The sequence below is a fragment of the Actinacidiphila sp. DG2A-62 genome (assembly GCF_035825295.1).
In the GTDB taxonomy this organism is placed as follows: domain Bacteria; phylum Actinomycetota; class Actinomycetes; order Streptomycetales; family Streptomycetaceae; genus Actinacidiphila.
The window spans coordinates 6,106,869-6,129,521 of sequence record NZ_JAYMGI010000002.1; the positions used below are offsets into that span (position 1 = coordinate 6,106,869).

Genomic DNA, 22,653 nt, shown 5'->3' on the forward strand with positions numbered 1-22,653 from the left:
GCCAGCCTCCCTCGCCCCCTGCGGGCGAAGCCTGTTTTTGGCGGCAGCAACAGCTGGCACCGCTTGGGGATCGTCGAGTCCCTCGCCGCGCTGCGGGTTCCTGGGCTGCAGCGGCACCGCCACGATCAGCACGCGGCACGGCCCAGCGGCGCGGGTAGATTGCCGGCACCTCGCCGCCGGGTGGCAACCGTAAACGCAACTGTCGCGCGGCGGACGACAGTTCGTGCTCGTCCCGGCCGACGAGGCGGCGAGCGACGCGCGGTGCGCGCGTCCGGACTACTGCCCGCGTTTCAACGGGGCGGGGTCGGTCGGCGGCCGGACCACGGGAGGCAAGGCGTCGGCGAAGACGGGCCTGCGCGAGCGCGGGCTGGCCGTGGTCGACACCGTCCTCGCCTTCCACTCCGCGGACGCGGCCGACGCGGGGGACTGGCAGCGGGAGGCGGCGCATCCGACACCGGCCGGGCCGCTGATCCCCGGCGCCGTGGTGCTGCTCGCCACGGGGCGGTGCGCGTTCGTGGAACTGGACCGCGGCACGATGTCTAACGCCCACCTGTCGGCGAAGGTCGACCGCTACGCCGCCTACCGCACTGCGCCGCCGTCGGGGCGTGGCAACGCCGCCCCCGCGCCGAGCAACCACTGGCAAGAGCACTACGCCGGCCACGACCTGGAGCGGGCGTTCCCGCAGCTGCTGGTGGTGTTCGCCCGCGCCGCGCCACGCCGCAGACCCGGGAGGCGGAGTTCCTGGCCCAGGCCGCCGGTCCGCAACCGGTCCGGCGCCTTCTCCCCGCACGCACTCCTGGCCCGGGTGGTTCTGCTGTTCCAGCGGCTGCTCGGCGTCTGGCCCGGCCTGCCCGGGCGGCCGGACGTCGTCCACTGCGCGCGCGACCGGCCGACGAAGCTTCAGCCGGTCGCCGGGGGCTTCGGGGTGACAACGGCGCCCTGGCGGCTGCCGCCGGTGCTGCCCCTGGGATGAGCCTGCTGCACGTCGAAGGCGGGCCCCGAGATCCGCCGGGTCCTCGTGGCGCGGCTCCCCGGTCACCCCGCCCCGGCAATCACAGCCCCCACCCGGGCAATTGCAGCGGGCATCTGAGAAGGGTTGTGCGTGCGTAGGTGTCGTCACCTGAACGTGTGGCAGCTCGGCATCCAAAGCTGACGGGGCCGTAGGCGTGTCGGGCTGGTCGCCGTGAACTGCGCAAACCCCATACCGCCGACCTGTTTGACGAGCATCGGGCGCTGGCGAGCCGGTGATCACCGCGCGGAAGGCCGCGCATCCCTCGGTCAGCGACCAACACGGTTGGTACACGACGCGGGAGATGGTCAACGCGCTGCTCTACCAGGGCCGCGCCGGCTGCCGGATCTGCTCCGCACAGCTTCCCGATTCCCGGCGCGGTGAAGTACTACTTGGCCTGCGCCTGGTCATGAAGGACCGAAGGCCGGGGTGGCCGCGGAGGCGCTCATCCTGGAGATCACCCTGTCGAACTGGCACGGCGGACCGCGCCGGAGGTGAATCCGCTCTTGGCGTGGGGCGACCGCCGGTCTTCGCGGCGGCGTGCGGCGGGTTTCGGGACCGGCGCGGCCCTTCACCAGGGGGACGGTGTGGTCCTCGGGCGGCGAGTCCGCCCGTTCGGCCCCCATCCGGGCTTGGCAGACGCCGGCACGGCCTTGTCGCCGAGCATGATCAAGGTGCGCCCAGTGCGCCGCGCCGGCGCGAAATCGGCCACGGTCACCGCGGCGTCGACGCGATCGAGCTACCTTCCGTTGGCCGATGCCGTGCACGATGCCCGCGGGGGTGCGCGGATCGTCTTCGCGAGAATGTGCGCGCGCTGCTGTCTGCGGCCCGGATCACCGTCCCCGGGCGGGGCCTGGTGCGGGGTGTCACGCCTTCATGGTGCCGATGAGCATGCCGTGAGCCAGGACGTGTCCTGTGGGGTGCTGGAGGACGTCGGCGAATTCAGTGAACTTCGCGGTTTGGGGAACGGCGTGGTCGAGTGCGAACAGGTGGAACCGTACTGGTGGGTGCCGTGGCCCGGGACCGGCCCCGGGCCGTGGCAGCCGGTGCGCTGCCGGTAGGCGGGGATGTGGCGCAGGTGGGGGTGCCCGGGCACGAGTTCGCCTTCCCGCAGCTGGCTGATCATCCCCGGAATGAGCGCGGCGGTGTGGATGACGGGGCGGCTGGTCGAGGCGTCGGGGGCCTTCATGACCAGCAGGAGTTCGCGGGTCGCCTCCGGGGCGTGCCAGGTGAGGGCGGGTGAGGTGTTCGAGCCGCCGATGCGGCGTCCGCCGTGGCGGCGGGGTAAGGGCGAACGAGGCGGAGGTCAGGGGCATGGTGTTCGCCGTGGCGAGTTCGAGTGCGCGCTGGACGCTGTGTTCCAGGCCTGCGCGCTTGCCTCACAAGATCATCCCGAGCAGGGCGAGCGGTGTGGCGGAAGCCATGAGATGGGGTCTTTCGGTGCGGCGGTCAGTCCAGGCGGGGCATGTCGAGCACGAGGATTTCCACGCCGTCGACGCCGGTGACGTCGTCGCGCTGCCCGCGGGGACTGTAGAGGCAGGTGAGCTTGGGGTGGGCCGTGCCGTCGACGCGCAGGCCGTCGTTGGTGGTCCAGGCGATCTGGGTGCGTTCGGGGGTGAAGGTGTAGGCCGCGTTGTCGGTCAGGCGCACGATGGAGATGTGCAGGTCGGCGTTGGGGCCGGCGTGGTCGTAGAAGCTTCCGAGGTGCTTGATTTCGATGCCGTGCGCGGCCTGGTAGTAGGCGAAGGCGGCTGGGTGCATGGGGATGGGGGTGGGGTATCCCGCTGCCGGCACGGTGTGGCGGCCGTTGGTGCGCGCGTCGTAAATGGCCTCGACGGAATCGCGGGTGCGCGGTCGTCCGGTTTCCGGGTCGGTGTCGGTGTACCGGCCGCCTTCGAAGGTGCCGGTCTCGCGCAGGCGCTCAAGGACTGCTTCGGTCTCGGCGTTGTTGTCGCGGTTCCGGGCCCTGGCGTGGAGGAATTCTTCGCCGAAGCCGTACTGAAGCAGGAACGCGGCTCCGTGGTCCTTGCGCTGCGGGCCGTAGTAGGCGCCGCGGGGGAAGTAGGCGAGGTCGCCCTCGTCGATGTTCTGGTCGGGGGCGTAGTTGACGGAACCGGTCTCGGTCCAGCGCAGCTGCTGGAAGGTGTGGTGGTGGCGGGGGGACTCGAAGGCGAGGTCTCCGCCTTGGTATTGGCTGCGGATCAGGCGGAAGCTGAGGGAGTCCTCGGCGGTCTCCGCGAACAGGGTCTGGCGCAGGATGGAGCCGGGTCGTGCGGCCCTGGCCGGGTCCTGGGCGCGGACGGGGACGTCGGAGGTGATGACGGTCTTCATGGGGGCGGTGCCTTTCGCGACGCGGTCAGTGCAGGGCGGTGAGGATTTCGGCGGTGGCGGCGGTCTCGCCCATGCGGGGGAAGATCCGCGAGATGCTGTTGGCGTGGGCGTCGGGGTTCGCGTCGGTCATGGCATCGGTGGCGAGCACGACGTGGTAGCCGAGTTCGTGCGCTGAGCGCGCGGTGGATTCGACGCCGATGCTGGTAGCCACCCCGGTGACGACGACCTGGGTGACATCGTGCTCACGCAGGTACCGGTCAAGATCGGTGCCGGTGAACGCGCCCCAGCGCTGCTTGGTGATGCGCAGATCCCCGGGCTGGGGGCCCAGCTCGGGGGCGAGTTCGGCATAGTCGGCCGGGCGCTGCCGCGAGCCCCGGCCGTCGGCGGCCTGGTGCGCGTCGGTTCGTCCTGGCGCGCCGCCGTCGACGGTGACCAGCACGACAGGGAAGCCGCGTTCGCGGAAGGCTGAGGCCAGGGAGACCGAGTTGTCCAGAACCGGCTTCATCTCTGGCCGCGCGGTCACACCCTTTTGCAGGTCGACGACGATCAGGGCCGGGGTGGGGTCGATGGTGGAGAGGGGCACGGGGTCGGTTCCTTTGCGTTGGCGTCGATTCGTCGCGGGCCCCGTGGGGCGCGGTCCGCGCGGTGCTCCACGGGGGTGTTCAGGACTGGGGTGGCTCGTATCCGGCGATGCGTTGGAGCAAGTTCCCGGCCCGCAGTAGAAGGTCCTGCTCTTCGGGGTCGAGGACCGTCTCGATGGCCTGGCCGAGCCAGGAGTCGCGTTCGCGCCGGCTTTGTGCGACCACGTCCTGGCCCTGGGGTGTCAGGACGACGCGGACCTTCCGGCGGTCCTGCTCGTCCCGTTCGCGAAAGACCAGTCCGGCCGCCTCGAGCTCCCGCAGGGCCGCGGCGATGTTCGAGGTGGTCATCTGCAACCGGTCGGTGAGATCGCCCGGCCGGGTCTGCGCCGAGCGCGCCGCCGCACCCAGCACGCGGGTCGCACTCCGAGAGAGTCCGGCGACCGGAAGCGCCTCTCGGCGCATCCGGTGCTGGAGCAGCTTGAGCTGATTGCGTAGTCGTTCGATATCCGCATCCTGCATGTTTGCTATGCTAAATAGCTATGTTCCATAGGTCAACGGGGGGCGGGTTCCTCCCCTCAGCCGAGCTGGCCAGGGGTCGCTGCTTGACAGCACTCGATGTGGTGCGCAACGTCGCGCGGACCTATCTCTGCCGCGAACAGGCGTGTCCTGCGACTGGCCGATCGGCGCCGCCGCGACGATCGCGGTCGGTGTGCCCGCCTGCCTGGGCGTGGCGCTCGGCCAGCAGAGCGACGGTATGTTCACGGCGATCGCGGCACGATTTCGAGACCGCCTTCGCGCCCGCGGTCGGCCCCCCGGTCACCGTGCACACCTGACACAACGCGCGTCCTCTATCGAGCGTTCGCCTGGCCCGTGAGCTTGCCCTTGCGCAGGTGGAGAACGTGGTCGGACTGGGCGGCCAGTTGTTGGGAGTGAGTGACAACGACCACGCATTTGCCCTGTTCGTGGGCGAGTTCGCGGAAGGTGTCGATGATGCCCTGGGCGGTGTCCTCGTCGAGGCTTCCGGTGGGTTCGTCGGCGAAGAGGATGTCGACATCGCACGCGAGGGCACGAGTGATGGCGACGCGCTGCTGCTGGCCGCCGGAGAGCTGCAGCACATTGCGGGTGGCCATTGCCCTGTCGAGGCCGACCTTCTCAAGCAGTTGCAGCGCGTGGGCCTTTCGGCTTCCGGTCGCTGGTTTGGTGCCGGTGATTTCCATGGCGGTGGTGACGTTCTGGAGGGCCGTCATGTAGGGGAGGAGGTTGTACTGCTGGAAGATCGTGGCGGCGTGCTTGTTGCGGTAGCGGCCCAGGCCCAGGGCGGTGAGGTCCTTGCCGTCGAAGGTGATCGCGCCGGAGGTGGGGGTGTCGAGGCCGCTGGCGAGACTGAGCAGGGTGGTTTTGCCACTGCCGGAAGGGCCCAGGATGGCGTAAAAGGTGCCGCGTTCGAAGGTGCAGTCGATGCTCTTGAGGACGGTGGTTTTGCGGCGCTGGCCGTAGTAGGTGTGGCTGACGTCAGCGAGACGCAGGACCGGTGAGGTGATGATGGCGCTGGTCATGACGGGTCATTTGCCCTTCGTGAGGATGGCGCGGGGGTTGAGGCGGAGCACGGCGCCGGCCGGGACCGCGGTGGCGAGCAGGCCGATGCCGAGGCCGACGGCTCCGACGGTGATGAGGTCAGCCGGGGCGAGCACCACCGTGATCTTGTCGATGGGGTCGGCATTCTCGACAGGCTTGTCATTCGGGTCGATGCCCTGGTCGATGCCGGTGCTGCCGGGAGCCGGAGGCTTCCACGAGTCGATCTTCTTCTGTGCGGAGGAGGCTTCTTCGCCGAGCAGCGACTGACTGGCGCTCTGGGTCAGGCTCGGGGCGAACAAGGAGCTCAGACCGATGGCGACGGCGGCGACCACGAGGATTTCCAGGGCCTGCTGGGCGATGAGCTTGCCCTTCTTCTCACCCATCGCCAGCAGGACGCCATACTCTTTGCGGCGTTGCTTGACGGCGAGGTTGACCAGGAGGGCGAGCACGGCCGCACCGGCGAGGGCCATCAGCCACATGGCGACGGTAGCCGTGGAGCGGATGCTTTTGAGTGGGCCCGTCATCTGTTGGATGGCCTTGTCGTTGACATCCAGCTTGAAGCCGTCGAGCGCCGAGCCGGCAATCCGCTTCGCCTTCTCCTCGAACGCGCCCTGCATATCAGCGTCCTGGAGGAGAAAGGTCGCCTGGCTCACCTGGAGCGGTCCGTTCCCTTCGGAGTTGAGTGCGGAGAGGCCGCCCACCGTCCCGTACAACATGTTGGCCGGGCTGACGCCGTATTCGGTGTCGGGTTCGGTGCTGGGGCGCGGGTCGCGGTAGATGCCGCCGACAGTGAAGTCGGCCGTTGTCTTCTCGTCGTTGCCGGTCAGTGTGATCTTGTCGCCGACCTTGAGACCGTTCTTCTTGGCCAGCCGCTCCTCGATCAGCAGCAGCTTCTTGTCCTTGTCGGCGACCGTGAGGTGCTCACCAGACAGGAGCTTGAACTTGCCGTTGCGGAAGTCGGGCAGCAGCGAGGTGTCGAGCATGCCGACGCTCGCGGTGCCGCCGGGGCCCATCGGGTCGGCCGGGCCGCCCTCGACCAACGTGTACTTGCCTTTGAGAATGGCGCGGTCAAACATCGAGTACGTGTACTTCTGCACCTGGGGGAGAGCCCCGAGCTTGTCGACGGTCGTGGCATCGATGCGCGGGGCCTGCATGCTGCCGCCACTGGCCATCTGACGCATATCCATCTCGAGGTTGACCTCGGCGCCCACGGAGCGCTTGGCGTCCTGCTCGGCCTGGGCCGTCGCGTCGTTGATCAGGACGCCGGCCAGGGCCATCACGGAGATGACGAGGAAAGCGGCGAAGACGATGAGGGTGCGGCCCTTGCGAGCCCACAGGCTGAGGCCTGCGCGTTTGACGAAGTTCATGGAGACTGGCTTTCTCGGTCCGGGCCGTCGGTGGCCGTTCGGGTGTTGCTGACCGGTCGTGCGGTCAATGCCGGCTATTCGATGTCAGCGAGGATGGAGCGGGGGTGCAGGCGCAGAATCCCGATTCCCGGGATGGCAGTGGAGACAAGGGAGATACCGAGTTCGATGCCAGCGACCTTGCCGACGATGGCCGGCTCGACCCGTAGCGTGGGCGGGGCGATATCGGCATCCGGTACACGGTCGGCCGCGGCCGGCTTGTCGTCCTGACGGCCAAGGAACGCGTCACCCGCGGGCTGTCCGGCCAACCGCCCGGCCAGCGCCGCGAGCGCGACGGCAGGCAAAGCCACAGCCGTCACCTCCACGGCGTGCTGGCCGATGAGCTTCCACTTCTTCTCACCCATCGCGAGCAACACTCCGAGTTCGGCGCGCCGTTCGCGGATCTGCAGCGTCACGATAAGGCCGAGGATCAGAGCACCGGCCAGCCCGACCACCCAGACGATCAGCGCCGCGAAGGTGCCCACCTGCTGAATGGGCCGGACCTGGTCCCGGTAGGCTTTGTCGTTGACGCGGAAGTCGAAACTGCCCGCTCCGAGGAGCCGCTCGGCCTGGGCGTGCAGCCGCTCGGCTTGGTCCGGCGATCCGATCCTGAACATCGCGTCGCTGACCGAAGCCGTACCGGTAGCGAGCTCCCGCGCCGTGCCCACCGGTACGTACAAGGTGTTGCCGGGCAGTTCGTGCGGTGGCGTCCACCCCGACGGGTCCTGGGTCGCGTCCTGGAAAACACCGACGACCGTCAGGGCTGCCGTGCGTTTGCCGTCCGTGGAGCGCACCTGGATGGTGTCGCCCACCTTCAGGTGGTTCTTGTCGGCCAGGCGCTGCTCGATCACCGCGGTGCCGCGGCCCGCGTCACCGGGATTGATGCCGCGGCCCGCCGTGATCTTCGTCGAGCCGTACGAGAACGGCAACAGCATGCCCGAGTCACGGACACCGTGCACGGTTAGCGGGACCTGCTGCTCCTCCTTCCCGGTGCTGCCGCCGCCCGGCTTCGGCGTGCTCGACGTCAGCGGCGTGAAGTCGCGCGCCCCAGCCCGGACCGGAAGCTCAGGGGTATAGCGGTGCACCAGGTAAAAGGTGCCGAGCCGGTCAACCAGGGCTGGGGTGAGACTCTTCTTCTGGACGGTCACGTCGACGCCGATGGTGCGTTGCGCGCCCGCTACCTGGCGGGCGGCGGCGGCCTGCAACAGGAAACCGCCGAAGATGAGGGCGCACATCACGACGAAGATCGCCAGCAGGGCCGCCGTCTTGGACTTTCTGCCGCCAAGGCTCATCCCGGCACGCTTGACGAAGTTCATGCCGAAGACACAAGCAGCCCGCTGTTTGCGGCGAGATAAGGGTGTTACAGCGGAATAAGGTTCCGTCTGGCCCTGACCGAGCACGCGGGTTTCGGATCCGGGCGTCTTCTCCGGCCGACGCGCTACAGCGTCGGCCAGCTGAAGCACATCGCCCGGCGCCTTTATTCGGCCGCAATCGCGGTCTTGGTTTGATGGGGGCATGAGAGTCCTGGTAGCCGAGGACCACCACGTCCTCGCCCGTACCATCGCCACCGGCCTGCGCCGCCAGACGATGGCCGTCGACATCGCCGCCACCGGCGACGAGGCCGAGCGGATGTGTCAGGCCACCGCCTACGACGTGCTGATCCTCGACCGCGACCTGCCGGTCATGACAGGCGACGAAGTGTGCTTGCGGCTGCGCGAACGCTCCGACGTGCCGCGAATACTGATGCTGACCGCGGCCGGCGGACTCTCGGACACGATTTACGGTCTTACCGCGCTCGGCGCGGACGACTACCTGGCCAAACCCTTCGACTTCACCGAACTTGTGGCCCGGGTGCGGGCGTTGGGCCGCCGCGTCCCCAAGCCGCCGCCCACTGTGCTGCGCTTCGGAAGCATCACCATGGACGAGACGCGGCGCAACGTGTCCGTGGACGGCCGGCCACTGGAGCTGACACCGAAGGAATTCGCGGTCCTGTGCCGGCTGCTCCGGGCGGACGGCGCCCCAGTGCCCCACGACGAACTCCTACGCACCGTCTGGGATGAACACCTCGACCCGCGCACCAGCGCGGTCCGTGTCACCGTCAGCCGGCTGCGCAGCAAACTCGGTGACGACGGCCTGATCCTCGTCGACAAGGGAAAGGGGTACCGGCTGTGCGAATGAATCTCCGGGCGCTGCTGAGGAGACTGCCTTTCCGTGCCCACCTCGCCGCGGCCATCTCCGGGCTCTTCCTGCTCACTGGGGTCGCCCTGCTGGCCTTCGTGGTGGTGCTCGCCCGCTACGGGACGGCGCAGCAGGTCGATGGAATGGAGACCACGTACGGTACGGAGGCCGGCAGCGCGGTCCCGAACGTGCCGTGGCACTCCACGGGGAGAACGCAACCATCCCTGGCCAGGCCCGACCACGATGTCGCCGAGATCCGGATGATCGACGAGACGGTGCAGGCCGTGCAGACTACCGCGCTGCGCCAGACGGTGCTCTGGTCGGCCGTCGGGCTGCTGATCATGGCACTCCTTGCCGGACTGCTCGGATGGTGGCTGGCCGGGCGGGCGCTGCGCCCCGTCGTCTCCATGACCGAGGCCGCCCGCCGCATCAGCGAACAGAACCTCCACCAGCGCCTCGCGCTCGTCGGCCCCGACGACGAACTTCACCGCCTCGCCGACACATTCGACACCATGCTGGATCGGCTGGAGAAGTCTTTCGAGAGTCGACGCCGCTTTGTCGCTAACGCCTCCCACGAACTCAAAACGCCTCTCGCCGTCCAGCGTGCCAGCCTCCAGGTCGGTCTCTCCGACCCCCTTCCCGAGGGCCTCGCCGCCGTCCGTGAGGACCTGCTCGCCGCCAACCGCGAGGCCGAACAGCTGATCAACGCCCTTCTGCTGCTGGCCCGCAGCGACCGCGCCCTGGAGCAGACCGAGAGCGTGGACCTCACAGCCACCGCAAGGCTCGTGTCCGCGGAACTCGGCTCCGAGGCAACCCGGAACGGCGTGCACGTCGATGTCGACAGCGATGCCCCACTGAATGTTTCCGGCGACCCCGTTCTGCTGCATCACCTGCTGACGAACGTGATCCGCAACGCCATCCAGTACAACCACCCCGGCGGCCACGTCCTCGTACGGTTCGACGCCCCATGGGTGACGGTGGCCAACACAGGCCCCCCCGTGCCGTCCGAACGGATACCTGACTTGTTCGAACCCTTCCGCCGCCTCGACGGGGATCGCACCGCTACCACGGGCCACGGGCTGGGCCTGTCCATCGCCTCTTCGATTGCCGAGGCCCACTGCGCCACGCTGACGGCGCGACCCGGCACCGAGGGGGACTCATTCTCACCCTGCGCTTTCCCTGAGCCATGACCGCCTCGCGCAAGCGCCGTTGGAAGGCAGACCGGGTCTGCACAGGGCGTTGTCGTATGCGTTGCCACCGAGTTCGCGCATCAGCCGCTCGACCGTGCAGCGGGTGACCTGGTGCCCCTGCCGCCGCTGGTGGTGCCGGATCTTGCGGGCCCCGTAGACGCGTAGTTGGTCTCGAAAACCTCCTGGGCCAGGACTTTCAGTTCCGCGTCGCGCACGGTTCGGGCCGAGGGCGGGCGGGCCTTGGCGGCGTGATAGGTGGACGGGGCGGTGCTGAGGCCGTGCTCGGTGAGCACGGTGCAGATCGTCTCGACGCCGCCGAAGCGGTCCCGGTGCTCGTCGATGAACGTCACGAGCGAAGATGTGGCCGGTCGAGCTCGGCCGCGAAGAAAGCCGAGGCCGCCTTGAGGATCTCGTTCGCCCGCCTGAGCTCGGCGACCTCCCTCTTCAGTGCTTTGACCTGCGCTGATTCCTCCGTCGTCGTCCCGGGCCGGGTACCGGAGTCGATCTGGTCCCGGCGGACCCACTGGCGCACCGTCTCGGCCGCACCGACGCCGAGGTTGCTCGCGACCGCCTTCATCGCGGCCCACTCGGTCTCGTAGTCCGGGCGCACCTCGGCGACCATGCGCACCGCACGTCGCCGCAGCTCAGCGGGATAAAGGGAGGACGTGCCGTGACTCGATCCTTTCACGAAATCGGTCTCTACCGAACCCGGAACGGTTCACTACCGCAGCAGGTTGGAAAATTGTGTCAGCCACTGTTAGCCAGAGTGACGACCCTCGGGGCCGCTTGCGTTTCCGAGGGATCTCGCCGCGTCCGGGCAGGCCAGGGCCGTTTTCTGTAGGGAAGTGGCGGCAGGGCACTCAGGCTGTACGACCGGCCCCCAGGGTAGGGGGCGCTGTCCTTCGGCTAGGCCGTCCAGGGCCGCTGACCAGTGCGAAGGTGGGGGAGTGGCTGCCGGGCGGGCCTGCACGATGCGTTCTGAGCTCGAAGAGAGCAGCAGTCAGGAGGCCGTGTGCGTTTGTGGCAGGTACAAGAAAGGCTCTGACCGGCGTTTCTGCTGGTCAGAGCCTTAGTCCGGTGGTGCCCCCGGCAGGATTCGAACCTGCGCACACGGCTCCGGAGGCCGGAGCTCCTTCCGGAATTTGCGCAGGTCAGAGCGTTATCTGATGCTTTATCATGCGCTCTGCGCCACAAATACGCCACTCGCTCCGAGCTGAAATCTGAGGTGCTGTCAGGCTGTCCGGCGTCGGTCGGTCACCGGGTATCGGTACCCCGTTCGGTGCGCTGGCAGTCCGTGGCCGTTCGGGGGGCGGATGGCGGCTTGGGTGATGGGCGACCCTGCCTCCTCGACGTGCGGGGAATGGGCCCGGTGCAGCAGTTGGTGCAGGGCGGGTTGACCGGTGTGGGTGGCGGGCTGGTGATCGGCCGCTGGCGGCAGCGGGAGTTCCGGGCGCGGGACGCGCGAGCACGACATCCCCGCTCGGGACCGGCTGGTCTGCAGGGTTCTCCGCGGCTGCGGTTGACGCCACCGTGCGCGAGCCACAGCTGGATCTTTGCTATCGAGCCGACCCGGCTGCGTGATGTCCTGCGGCGGCCCCGCGCCGCTGGGTGCGGGGCGGGGCCAGTGCGCAGGGCTGATTGGGGTCAGCCTTCGTAGCCGGGCGGGGATTCGATCCAGCTCGGTGGGACGGGGAGGGCGGTGCTGGTGTCGTCGTCACTGACGACCAGCGCGCCTCCTTGGAGGGTGTACGCGGTGAACGTGTTGGTCGGGTCGATCACGAAGGTGCCGTCGGCGGGCGTGGCGGTGACGGCTTGGGCCAGCCAGGTCGGCGGGACGGCGACGGACTGGGTGAAGTCGTAGCCGAGGTAGCCCTCGTCGTCGGAGGTGATCGGGACAGCGGTGCCGCCGACCAGGACGTACTGGTTGCTGTCGCTGCCGGTGGCGTCGTCGACCAGGGTGCCGTCGGCCGGCCTGGCGTGGTCGGCGGTGCCGAGCCATGCGGTCGGTACCGCGACGGGGGCGGCGAAGGCGCCGCCGGCGGCCTCGTCCGCGGTGAGCGGGACCGCCGCTCCGGCGAGCGTTTCGTACGTGGTGGGGTCGGCGCCGGAGGCGTCGGTGACGGTCATGCCGTCGGGCAGGGTGGTGGGCAGGTCCTTCCAGAGGCTGTCGGTGACGGTGACGGCGGAGCCGGTCTGGTAGATGTCGCCGTCCGCGGCGAGGTCGTCCTGGCTCAGGGGGAGGGCCGAACCTGCGAGGAAGACCCGGTACTGGCCGGGGTTGTCGCTGGTGGTGATGACTTCCTCGTCGGACAGGCCGGAGGGGTCGGTGACGACCGGGGCGCTTTGCGGGTCGCAGTCGGCGGTGTCGGGTGCGTCGGCGTAGGGCTTGACGGACAGGTGTTGTGCGGTGCCGTCGAAGGCGTCGGGGACGGTGCCGGTGGCGTCGGCGGTGGTGCCGCGTGCGCCCAGGACGAGTCGGGCGGTGGGGGTGAACTGCGGGCTGGTGACGGTTTCCGTGTCGGCGAGGCAGGAGTCCAGGTAGAGGGTGATGGTCCTGCTGGCGGCGCTGTAGGTGGCGACGAGGTCCTGGGTGCTGCCGTCGGCCCAGTCGCTGGTGCTCTGGGCGGTGACGGTGCCGTCGGCGCCGGTCATGGTGACGAACCAGGGGGTGCCCGGTCCGCTGTCGCCGAGGCACAGGTCCGCGGCCCCGGTGCCCGCCATCTGGCAGGCCACGTCCTGGGTGGCAGCCTGCGGCACGTCGCCGCTGGTGTCGATGGATTGCTGCGCGGTGACCTCCATGGTGAAGTCGTGACCGGTCGTCAGGGCGGGGGCGGCGGTGGCGAGGTAGTCGCTGGAGCCGTTGAAGCTGGCGGCTCCGGTGGCCTCCGCGTTGTCACCGGTCAGCACGGTGTTGCCGGCCGGGCCGGTTGCGGGGTTGTCGGTGTTGGTGTCGGCCGCGACCGCGACGGGGTTGCCGGCGGCGTCGGTGGTCGGGGTCAGTGCCCAGGTGTCGGCGTCGAGGGCTTGGGCCGGGGCGTTCGGGACGGTGTTGTTCAGCGCCCAGGAGGCAGCGGCGTCGGTGGCGACGGTGCCCAGGGTGGCCGGGGCCGCCAGGGCGGTGTCGGGGCCGTAGGCCGCGGAGTAGACGACCAGGCTACCGGGCGGGTCCTGGACACCTCGGCCTCGCTGCAGCAGTCCGACGCGGAAGTCGACCGCACGGACTACCGGTACAACGCCGCGGGCGAGATCACCGCGGTCGACGACTGGCAGATCGCCGAAGGCGCGCACGACCTCCAGTGTTTCGACTACAACTCGCTCCAGCGGCTGACCCAGGCATGGACCGACACCGGCACCATCACCGAGGACCCGTCCCAGCAGAGCCAGACCAGCGTGCCGGCCGGTGGACTCGGCGGCTGCACCAGCACCTCGCCCACGGCGACGGCGAACCCCGCACACCCGAACCAGACCACCGTCGGCGGGCCGGCCCCTACTGGCAGAGCTACAGCTACGACCTGCTGGGCGACCGGACCGAACTGGTCCAGCACGACCCGGCCGGCAACTCCGCCGCCAACACCGTGCAGCAGGTCGACTACCCGGGTGTCGATGCCACCAAGGCCACCACCGACCCGAACCGGGCCGGCAGCGTCACCACCACCGGTCCCGCCACCGACTCCAGCCAGCAGTTGGGCTACGACGACGCCGGCGACACCATCACCCGCACCACCAACGCGACCGGTACCGGCGCGGGCACCACCCACCAGGCGCTGACATACGACGTCCAGGGCCGCACCGCCACCGCAACCACCACAGGGCCGGACGGCACCGCCCACACCAGCAGCTACCTCTACGGCGGCGACGGCTCCCTCCTGGAGCAGGACGACGACGGCACCAAGACCCTGTTCCTGTTCGGCGGCGTCGAGCAGATCACGCTCAACACCCAGGGCGGCGCCTCCACCGAGAACGCGATCCGCAGTTACACCGGGCCGGACGGCACCGAGATCATCCGGGACAGCTCGGGCAAGCTCTCCTACCAACTGGCCGGGCTCCAGGGCACCGGCACGCTGCTGGTCAACGCCGCCAACGACGCGGTGACCCGCCGCTTCTACGACCCCTACGGCAACACCCGCGGGGCACTCCCTTCCGCGTGGGTCTCGCCGTACGACACCCGCGGCTTCCTCAGCCAGCCGTCCGACCCCGGCAGCGGCCTCGACCTGCTCGGAGCACGCCAGTACGACCCGGTCCAGGGCCGCTTCCTGTCACCCGACCCGATCTTCGAGGCGGGCGACCCGAGCCAAATGGGCGGTTACACCTACGCCGCCGACAACCCCGCAAGCGGCTCCGACCCGACCGGCATGGACAACTGGTGGGCCGATCCCACCGCGAACACCCCGACCATGCCCGGCGCGCCGCCGATCACGCAGCACCAGGCCCAGGAAGAGGGCTTCGGCGCGGACTGCACAGCGACGACGTGCAGCGACTACAACGCCCAGCAGGCGGACGCCGACCGTGCCGCGATCGAGGCGCAGTCGAAGAAGGAGGCGGCCTCGGCCGCCCGCGCCAAGCTGGAGAAGGGCGCCGTTGCCGAGGCCGCGCACCGGCACTGCTCCTGGTACAACGTGGGCTGCCAAGTCGAGGTGCATGCCGAGCAGATCCTGCTGGCGGCGTTGATCGCGCTGGCCATCGTTGCCGCGATCGCTCTCGTGGCCACCGCACCCGAGATCGCGGTCGCAGCAGGACAGGCGTTCCTGGAAGCCTCGGCAGGCGGTGCCGGCGCGAGCATGGCCACCGTCGCAGCCTCCGCCGCCGGCGTGAGTGTCGCCGCGGAGACAGCCGGTCTGGACACCGTCGCGGCGGGCTCCGCGGTCGTCGCGGACCTTGCAGGGGCCGACAGTTTCACTGCCGGAGAGGGCCACGGAGGCGGTGGTGGGGGTCGGCGGGCTTCCGGCGGATCCTCGGGGGACTGCAGTTTCTCTCCTGACACACCGGTCCTGATGAGCGCGGGCAAGACGAAGCCCATCGGCAAGATCAAGGCGGGCGACGAGGTCGAGTCGGCCGACCCCTCGACGGGCAAGCACAAGGGTCCCCGGAAGGTCCAGGCCATCTGGATCAACCACGACAAGGACCTGCTGGATGTAACGGTCGAGGGTGCGGACGGCAAGAAGGGCACCCTTCACACGACCTCCAACCATCCGTTCTGGGACGACACCGACAAGGCATGGGTCGCGGCCGGCAACCTGAAGCCGGGAGACGCGCTCAACACGGCGACGAACACCCACGTCACCGTTCTCGCCACCCAAGCCACCCCCGGAACCGCAAACCGCTGGAACCTGACCGTCCAGCAACTCCACACGTACTATGTTGTGGCGGGCGGTACACCGATCCTGGTGCACAATACTGGTTGCCCGACAAATTCAGCCCAAGCTGACTTGCCGGTTCATTCGCAGCCGACCAGATTCTATGCAAGGGCTGGAGAGATGCTGGACCGGGTTGCTGGAAACCCCACAAGTGACGAGCAGATGTATGGCAGCGTGGATGCTGGGCATGGAGGGGTCTCGGCTTTGTCGAATGAGGATCTGATTCGGTTTGGTGGGCCCAATGGGCGGGAGCCAATAACAGGATTCAGGGAATACGTACCGGGAGACGATATTAACTTCCCCGGATCGCGCCTCAATATCGTTGATGGCAATAATCGGACGGCTGAAATCGCCAATCGGGTTCTATCTGGGCGAATGGATCCCAACACGCTTGTCGAGATCATGATCGGAGGGCGATGAACGGCGTTGCGGTTCGACTGGACGCTCCGCTGCACTTCACCGCGTATGTGCTGCGCGGGGATGAGGAGCGCGCTGAGAGGACATGGGTCTGCGTCCGCGCAGCGGATTCGACGCCCCCGGTTTCATGGCTCGGATGTTGGAGCAGAGATTCGGAACCTGGATTTGGCGAGGTCAAGAAGCTCCTTCGGTTTCTCTCGCAGGCGGTCACCGCAGGCGCGGTGATTGGCCCGTATGGTCCAGCGCTAGGAAGGATCGACTCGTTCCAATCGTGGGATTCATGGGGGCCCGGAATGCCTCGCCCGATCGTCGGATATCGGCCTTGGGAGTTGCGGGATGGTCACGCCATGGCTGAAGTCTCCATTGATGATCTGAAACTGATTTGAGGGGTCTCCGCTTCAGCGTCGATGGAGCACGAGACTTCGCTTTTACGAAGGGCTAAAGAGCCCCACTGGATTTACTTCCTGTGGGGCTCTTTGAGTGTCTTGACGGCAGTAGTTGACGGCGATGTCAGCGGACGGGTGCTGCACAAACCGGCGGGTCGTCGCCGTTGTCGGCTCGGGAGAGGGCTGCTCAGGGTTCCCGAGTGCGTGGCCGAAGAGGTCGACGGCTTGTCGCTGGAGGCGGAGTCGGACGTGGGCGTAGACCGTCGCGGTCACGCCGATGTGGGCAGAACGGGGTTATCCCGCGACTGGGTTGGGCCGTTCGGGTGGTGGTGCGGATGGTGGCTTTGCTTGGTGGGCAGTCCTGCCTCCTCGACGTGAGGGGCGTGGGCATGGTGCAGCAGCTGGTGCAGGGCGCGTTGAGCGGGGCGGGCAGCGGGCTGGTGATCGGCCGCCAGCGGAGGCGGGAGTTCCGGCATGACGTCCCGGTGGCTCGCGGCCGGGGTGTGACTGCGGCGGCGGGTGAGTTCGGTGCGGAGCTGGCGCGGGCGATCCGGGTGGGGCTGGCTCCGTCCGGTCCGGGGCCTTACGGGTCTCGGGGGCCGTCGGAGCTGACCTGGTACGCCTTCGCTGTCGCCTACGCGCGTGACCACTGGGTGGGGCGGGCGGCGACGACGCGCAATGAGACGAGTGAGGCGCTGGCCCTGGTCACGAGGGCGATGCTGTGGGATGTGCCGGGCCGGCCTGGTGAGGATGTGCTGCACCGCGCGCTGCGCTCGTGGGCGTTCCTGGGCCCGGGTGCGAGCGAGCACGACATCCCCGCTCGGGACCGGTTGGTCCTGGCGTGGGTGGCGAAGGCATCGAGGCCGCTGGTCGACTTCCACGACCCGGTCGTGGCCCGCGGTGTTCTGGAGGCGCTGCGTCTGAGGCGCGACGGGAGCGCGGCGGCGCTGGAGACGGTGCGGCGCAAGCGCAAGGTCCTTGTGAACGCCCTGTATTACGCGATGGAGCAGGGGGACCTGGGCAGTCATCCGCTGAAGCAGGTGCGCTGGCGGGTTCCGAAGCAGGCCAGGTCGGTCGACCCGCGGTCGGTGATCAACCCCCTACAGGCTCAGAACCTGCTGGCCGCGCTCTCCTACGTTGGCGGCTACAGGCGGGCCAAGGGGCGTCGACTCGTGGGCTTGTTCGCGGGCATGTACTACGCGGGCTTGCGCCCGGAGGAGGCCGTCGCGGTGACCCTGCCGGACTGCACCCTGCCCGGGACCGGCTGGGGACGCCTGGTGTTGCACCGCACCCGCCCCCAGGCGGGCAAGAAGTGGACCGACAGTGGTGAGTTCCACGATGAGCGCGGGCTGAAGAACCGGCCGCCCGGCGAGGTCCGCATCGTGCCCCTGCCACCACCCCTGGTCGCGATCTGGCGCGACAGCGTCGAGACGTTCGGCACCGCGCAGGACGGGCGGCTGTTCTTCACCGAACGCGGCAACATCGTCGGCTACACCATCGTCCACCGCGTCTGGAAAGAAGCCCGCACCCTGGCCCTCCCGCCCGAACTCGCCGCCACCCCACTCGCCAAACGCCCCTACGACCTGCGGCACTCCGCCCTGTCCACCTGGCTCGCCGCCGGCGCCGACCCCGCCGAAGTCGCCCAACGCGCCGGCAACAGCGTCGAAGTCCTTCTCACCCGCTACGCCAAATGCCTCTACGACCGCCAATCCATCAACAACCAACGCATCGAACACCTCCTGACCGCCTACGACCAGCCGAATGAGCCGGATCAGGCGTTCAAGTAGCCAGGCCCGGGACGGTCAGGGCGTTGATGGCAAGTGTCACGTGCGGAATCTCAGAGCGGCGATCGAGGCACGGACGGACGAGAGGCTGCGAAACGAGGGAGGTTCTGAGTTTTATCGAGTAAAAGCTGTACTGCATAGCCAACCGTGCGCTGGGGCCGGGATCCGAGCCGGGGCGCCAATGAGCGGTGCCTAGATGTTCACGGCACCCAGGAGCATGCCGCTCCGGTCGTTGTCGATCGTCTCCACGGACGCTGTGTAGATTGTCCCGGGGTCCGGGGGCGGGGGCGGAGGGCGTCGCCGCAGACTCTGCGGGAGCTGTCATGGTTGGGAGCTCTGCGAACAACTGGTAGAGATCGGGCACGTGGGATCCCTTCTCGAAGTCTGGTGACCATCGAGTGTAAAGGCCAGCACTGACACGAACATGAGCGCGGAGATCACCGCCAGGGTGACTGCGTCTCGGAAGACGGTCAGGAACGTCCTGACGGTCTCTTCGCCAATGCTGACCTGGTGTACGTACGCGGCGGCCAGGTGCTTGACTGTCGGGCGAGGGCTTTGTCCTGCCAGGCGGGCGTCAGTACGTCCGAGGACTGCTTGCCCCGCGAGGACTGCGGCGGCTCCGGCTACGGCAAGGGAGGCCAGGAGGCACGACGCCGCCCACAGGGCGATGATCGGCCAGTGATGTGTGAATACGTCAGCGGATTTCGCGACTGCAGCGGCTGTGAGCCCGAGGGAGACGGTGGCCAGGGCGCCGGCGCGGTTCCGGATGCGTTCCAGATCTGCGCTCTGGCGGTCCAGTTGTCGGCGCCCCTCCTCTACTAGGTGGACGTGATCGGATTCTTGGAAGTGTTCCAGGTTCCCGGTATAGGGTGAGGGTTCCGCAAAGGTGGGAAGATTGTGGCCGGGATGCAGAAGAGTTACACAGTAGTGCAGGTAGAGGCGCGCCTCTACGAATCTACCGGTGATAGCGGTCAAGTCAGTTGCCTCGCAGCCATTTGGCAAGACGCTCGGCGACGCGCCGTGTCAGGCTGTCCGGCAGAAAGAGCCATTGACCACCGGGGTTGAGATCGACGAACGCTGGGCCATCGGAATCGACAATCCAGTCTTGGCAGCTGAATCCTGTTCCCAGCGCCCTGGCGAGATGCACTGCCTGGCGCTCCACTGTCGGCCAGCCAGCGGATTGTGCGAAGGAATGATGGGCCGACGCGGCCTCCCGCCAGTCCAGGGGAAGCCCGGTGGCGTCCAGTTCCGCTGTCCAGGCTTGTGCGCGAACGGTCACGACCCGCAGGTGTGCCTGGGCGACGAGCAACTGCTGGGCGAGGAACGGTGCGCCGAGCAAGTCAGCTCCGGCGAGCTCGTTGGCGGTGACGACCTGGGTGTGCACGATGCGATTGTTCCCTTGGTCATCCGTGAAACTTCCCGGCCCAAGAGGCTTGACGACAAAGCGTTCGCCGAAGGCAGCCGTGAGTTCGGCTGTTCCGGCACTCACCAGCGTTTCCGGTACACGTATCCCAGCGGCACGAGCCGCCCTGTATTGGACGATCTTGTTCTCTGCAGCGAAAAGAGAATCGACGTTGCACAGCCAGTTGGTGCTGGCGTCTCGCAGTAGGGCGGCCAGAAGAGTCATGCGCGAGGCCAGGCGTGCGGCTGCGTGACTCCCCAGTCTCGGGCCATCGTCCCAGCCAGCCGGGGCGAGGCGCCTGATCCAACCGCGGGCGGCGGGGTGTGAACCGGCGAGGTCGACGGGCTGTCCCGTCTCGTCGATCAGGGTGCTGTGCCCCAGGCCGAGGCGCTGCAGTATTTGCGGGAGCGTGGAGGCGTCGACGACGACGGTGCCACGTGCGGGCAGCTGCTCGACGACCGCTTTTATGTGCGGGTCTGCGCTGTCCCCGATGAGGAGCGCTTTGACCGACGGTCGGGCGCTATCTCCTGCGTCCTCGCGTGTCACCAGCCGAACTCCATCTGGACGGAGATGCCGTCGGTGATGTCGGTCTGCGCAGAGGGCGAGACCGTCACCGGTACACCGAGCTGAGTGGCGATGGGGGTGTACAGGTCGGTCGTGATGTCCGGGGTCCGCAGGGAGACAAGGAGCGCATAACTGACAGGTAGACCGATCCGGTCTGCGCGCTTGTTCGCCTTCCACCATCCGCCCACGGGGTAGACCGCCAGCATGCCGCAGTCCGCCAGTTCTGCGGCTGATCCGCGCCAGATGTCTGCGTGCAACGACCCGAGGTTCCGGAATTTCGGGCCAACCAGCCAGCGGGGGTTGGATTCGAACGCCTTCGGGCTGCCGGTTCCGTCGGATTCGTGCTCTGCCTGTTCGGCGAGCCGGCTCCGGAAGGCGTCCCCGGATTCGGTGGGGCCCTTGATCGCGAATCTCAACCCGTGCGAGGCGTAGCTGTAGCGGCCGAGCATGCCGCGGCGTCCGGGGTTGGGTTCGATCATGTAGGCGAGCGTGACGCGGAGGTCGACGGTTGTCTCAGCCAGATCGCGGAGTTGCTCCAGTGGCCAGGGCAGTTGGTGGAGTTTGAGTTCCGCCAGTTTGACCTGGCTGCCCGGTGCGCGTTTGAACGGCACCAGGGAATTTTCGACGATCATCGTGACGGCGTTGGAGGCGCTGCTGAGGATCCGTTCGGCGGTAGGCACGCCCCAGCCGTAGCGGCGGATCACCTGCCGCATCAGGATGCCCTTGGCGAGCTTGGGCGTACCAGTGGTCTTGAACAGTCCCTGGTCGACCATGGCGGGCGTCCACTGGGCTTCGTGGACGAGCAGGGCCCGGATCGTCTCAGGGCGAAGGCCGGGGTAGGTGCGCATGGCCAGGGCGGCAAGCGCGGCTGCCTGTGCGGTGGCGGCGCTGGTGGCGTTGGTCCAGGTCAGCTGACGGGCGGGGTCGTGATGGGTGGTGGCGACACTCAGCAGCTCGTGTTCGTCCAACAGGCTTTCGTCCGGGGCGACGAGCAGATTGCCGCCTTCCAGGACGATGTCGGGCTTGGTCACGGCTGCGTCGGTCAGTGCCACCGAGGTTCTGCTGAACGGCGACAGGCCACCGGGCGCGACCAGGGGACGGAACCCTTTGAACTCGGGTCGGTCAGGGACGGTGTCGAGGTCGGTGTAAGCGCCGACGGTCAGCACATTGTGCGCGTGCGCGGGCTCTTCGATGCGAGAGAGGTCGGATATCTGGAGCGGGTCCAGCCCGCCGGTCTCGGAGCGCATGTCCTGGGGCAGGGGCCCGCGGATGTTGCCGGCGCTCACGATGATCAGCCGCGAGGCGTCGGGGTCAGGCGCACCGATCAGTTCGATGCGGTCATCGCGTACGGCAACGTCCGTGCCCGCGGCCAGGGCGTCGAGGGTTGCTGACCACAGGGTTGGTGTGCCGTCGGTGCCGTTCACACCGTCGCCGGATTGCCGGGTGACGGCCATCGAGAAGACCCGGCCGGACGGTGCTGGCCCGCCGTTTCCGATCTCAGCCGTCGCTACCGCGTTGGCTGTGGTCTCGGCGAACGTGCGGGGAAGCGCGGCCGGGGCTTGGCTTTCGTGCAGGATCTTCACTGATTCCAGGCCGTGTCCGAGCACCACCGGGTCCTGGGATTCCAAGGCTGCGGCAAGGTCTCCGAACAGTGCCAGGCCAGCCATCTGGGTACCGTGTCCGGCGCGGTCGGCCCGCGTCGCCCCGGGCACGACGGAGTAGGCGCGCTCGTGAAGCGAGGGCTTGAGAAGCGTGTGCTCCTGGGCGATCCCGGTGTCCAGCACGCAGACGGCCGGCGCATGCGGGTCGGCCGGTTCGACCCGCTCGGTGAGATCGGCGACGAGAGCGGCACGGAAGTTTCGGTCGATGTCGTAGAGGCCCTCGGCGAACGTCGGTGTGCGGATCTCGGCTGGACAGGCGTTTGTCGCCAGCAGCGCCGTCAGTTGCTCTCCGGTCGTGGCGACATGGGCGACGACCCGTTCACCGACCTGGATGGCCCGGTCGCTGACCTGCCAGTGCCGCTCCTCGGCGAGGGCGCGCAGGATGGCCACCGGGTCGGTGGGCGAGATCCGCGGGTCGAACCACAGCTCCCACCACCTCTCCTCGTTCAGGGAAGGAAGCTCCTGCTTTTCCTGCCACAGGTTCCCGAGGAGAGCCCGGTGGATATGCTCCATGTTGGCCACCAGGGCAGCCTGCTGCGGGTTACCGCTGTCGGTGTCCTGAGCGAATGCGGTGATCCGTTCCGCGAACGAGGAGACCTTGTCGAAGGGCACCCAGACCATCACGTCCTGGGGAGCATCCTCGGTCTGGGGATGGCTGCTGAGCAGCGTCAGGCCCGAGCTGTCGAACTTCTCCAGCATCAGCGACTGATCCGGTGCGGCCTCCACGCGGATCGCGAAACCGTCTGGCTGATAGGCATCCGGTGTTACCTGGGCGAGCTGGGCGGCTTCCTGCTCGGCGGTCTCCAGGCCGTTGACGA

Annotated in this window: 19 protein-coding genes and 1 pseudogene; 5 read left to right on the top strand and 15 right to left on the bottom strand. The window is 68.2% G+C overall.

Annotation, left to right across the window (positions count from 1 at the left end; translation table 11 throughout):
- The first annotated feature begins 223 nt into the window (after positions 1-223).
- Positions 224-973: a replication-relaxation family protein gene (locus VSR01_RS27425; protein ID WP_326451763.1), complete on the top strand. Its 750-nt coding sequence runs from the start codon at positions 224-226 to the stop codon at positions 971-973.
- Positions 974-1,883: 910 nt separating this feature from the next.
- Here VSR01_RS27425 and VSR01_RS27430 read toward each other — a convergent pair.
- The 7 genes and pseudogenes from VSR01_RS27430 to VSR01_RS27460 form a co-directional block, all read right to left on the bottom strand.
- Positions 1,884-2,285, bottom strand: a pseudogene (locus tag VSR01_RS27430) (hypothetical protein); the annotation flags it as partial.
- A gap of 173 nt (positions 2,286-2,458) precedes the next feature.
- On the bottom strand, positions 2,459-3,340 hold the full coding sequence (locus tag VSR01_RS27435; RefSeq protein ID WP_326451764.1) for a hypothetical protein: 882 nt from the start codon (positions 3,338-3,340) through the stop codon (positions 2,459-2,461).
- A gap of 25 nt (positions 3,341-3,365) precedes the next feature.
- Entirely contained in the window at positions 3,366-3,923 is a 558-nt protein-coding gene (locus VSR01_RS27440) for a cysteine hydrolase family protein (protein ID WP_326451765.1), read from the bottom strand.
- Between the two features lie 79 nt (positions 3,924-4,002).
- Positions 4,003-4,440 (bottom strand): MarR family winged helix-turn-helix transcriptional regulator, encoded by a 438-nt coding sequence (locus tag VSR01_RS27445; RefSeq protein WP_326451766.1) that lies wholly within the window; start codon positions 4,438-4,440, stop codon positions 4,003-4,005.
- Positions 4,441-4,769: 329 nt separating this feature from the next.
- Positions 4,770-5,477: an ABC transporter ATP-binding protein gene (locus tag VSR01_RS27450; RefSeq protein WP_326451767.1), complete on the bottom strand. Its 708-nt coding sequence runs from the start codon at positions 5,475-5,477 to the stop codon at positions 4,770-4,772.
- A 6-nt stretch (positions 5,478-5,483) separates the two neighbouring features.
- A complete protein-coding gene (locus VSR01_RS27455; protein ID WP_326451768.1) occupies positions 5,484-6,863 on the bottom strand; it encodes an ABC transporter permease in 1,380 nt (459 codons plus the stop codon).
- A 74-nt stretch (positions 6,864-6,937) separates the two neighbouring features.
- A complete protein-coding gene (locus VSR01_RS27460; RefSeq protein ID WP_326451769.1) occupies positions 6,938-8,215 on the bottom strand; it encodes an ABC transporter permease in 1,278 nt (425 codons plus the stop codon).
- Between the two features lie 199 nt (positions 8,216-8,414).
- Between VSR01_RS27460 and VSR01_RS27465 the strand changes: the two genes are divergently transcribed.
- Together VSR01_RS27465 and VSR01_RS27470 are read left to right on the top strand one after the other, a co-directional pair.
- The gene (locus VSR01_RS27465) at positions 8,415-9,077 is read left to right on the top strand and encodes a response regulator transcription factor (RefSeq protein ID WP_326451770.1); all 663 of its coding nucleotides are present in this window, start codon (positions 8,415-8,417) and stop codon (positions 9,075-9,077) included.
- On the top strand, positions 9,074-10,267 hold the full coding sequence (locus VSR01_RS27470; protein ID WP_326453850.1) for a sensor histidine kinase: 1,194 nt from the start codon (positions 9,074-9,076) through the stop codon (positions 10,265-10,267). Before VSR01_RS27465 ends, VSR01_RS27470 begins: the two co-directional genes overlap by 4 nt.
- Here the strand turns inward: VSR01_RS27470 and VSR01_RS37970 are convergent.
- From VSR01_RS37970 to VSR01_RS27490, 5 genes are all read right to left on the bottom strand, one after another.
- Positions 10,241-10,408, bottom strand: coding sequence for a hypothetical protein (locus VSR01_RS37970; protein WP_442785711.1), 168 nt, complete (start codon positions 10,406-10,408; stop codon positions 10,241-10,243). The two genes, VSR01_RS27470 and VSR01_RS37970, sit on opposite strands and share 27 nt — an antisense overlap.
- A complete protein-coding gene (locus VSR01_RS37975; RefSeq protein ID WP_442785557.1) occupies positions 10,348-10,617 on the bottom strand; it encodes a hypothetical protein in 270 nt (89 codons plus the stop codon). Before VSR01_RS37975 ends, VSR01_RS37970 begins: the two co-directional genes overlap by 61 nt.
- The gene (locus tag VSR01_RS27480; protein WP_326451771.1) at positions 10,614-10,889 is read right to left on the bottom strand and encodes a hypothetical protein; all 276 of its coding nucleotides are present in this window, start codon (positions 10,887-10,889) and stop codon (positions 10,614-10,616) included. Before VSR01_RS27480 ends, VSR01_RS37975 begins: the two co-directional genes overlap by 4 nt.
- 1,022 nt (positions 10,890-11,911) lie before the next feature.
- Positions 11,912-13,555 carry a hypothetical protein gene (locus tag VSR01_RS27485; protein ID WP_326451772.1) on the bottom strand — a complete coding sequence of 548 codons (1,644 nt, stop codon included), beginning with the start codon at positions 13,553-13,555 and terminating at the stop codon, positions 11,912-11,914.
- Between the two features lie 17 nt (positions 13,556-13,572).
- Entirely contained in the window at positions 13,573-13,812 is a 240-nt protein-coding gene (locus tag VSR01_RS27490; protein WP_326451773.1) for a hypothetical protein, read from the bottom strand.
- Positions 13,813-13,842: 30 nt separating this feature from the next.
- Between VSR01_RS27490 and VSR01_RS27495 the strand changes: the two genes are divergently transcribed.
- Complete coding sequence (locus tag VSR01_RS27495) at positions 13,843-16,041, top strand: polymorphic toxin-type HINT domain-containing protein (protein WP_326451774.1); 2,199 nt, start codon at positions 13,843-13,845, stop codon at positions 16,039-16,041.
- Between the two features lie 772 nt (positions 16,042-16,813).
- Positions 16,814-18,211 (top strand): tyrosine-type recombinase/integrase, encoded by a 1,398-nt coding sequence (locus VSR01_RS27500; protein WP_326451775.1) that lies wholly within the window; start codon positions 16,814-16,816, stop codon positions 18,209-18,211.
- Between the two features lie 318 nt (positions 18,212-18,529).
- On the opposite strand, the gene VSR01_RS27505 is transcribed toward VSR01_RS27500, so the two are convergent.
- From VSR01_RS27505 to VSR01_RS27515, 3 genes are read right to left on the bottom strand one after another with little or no spacing between them, the layout of a single operon-like run.
- Complete coding sequence (locus VSR01_RS27505) at positions 18,530-19,183, bottom strand: hypothetical protein (RefSeq protein WP_326451776.1); 654 nt, start codon at positions 19,181-19,183, stop codon at positions 18,530-18,532.
- A gap of 1 nt (position 19,184) precedes the next feature.
- Entirely contained in the window at positions 19,185-20,156 is a 972-nt protein-coding gene (locus VSR01_RS27510) for an ATP-grasp domain-containing protein (RefSeq protein ID WP_326451777.1), read from the bottom strand.
- Positions 20,153-22,534: a S8 family peptidase gene (locus VSR01_RS27515; protein WP_326451778.1), complete on the bottom strand. Its 2,382-nt coding sequence runs from the start codon at positions 22,532-22,534 to the stop codon at positions 20,153-20,155. Before VSR01_RS27515 ends, VSR01_RS27510 begins: the two co-directional genes overlap by 4 nt.
- Positions 22,535-22,653: the final 119 nt, after the last annotated feature.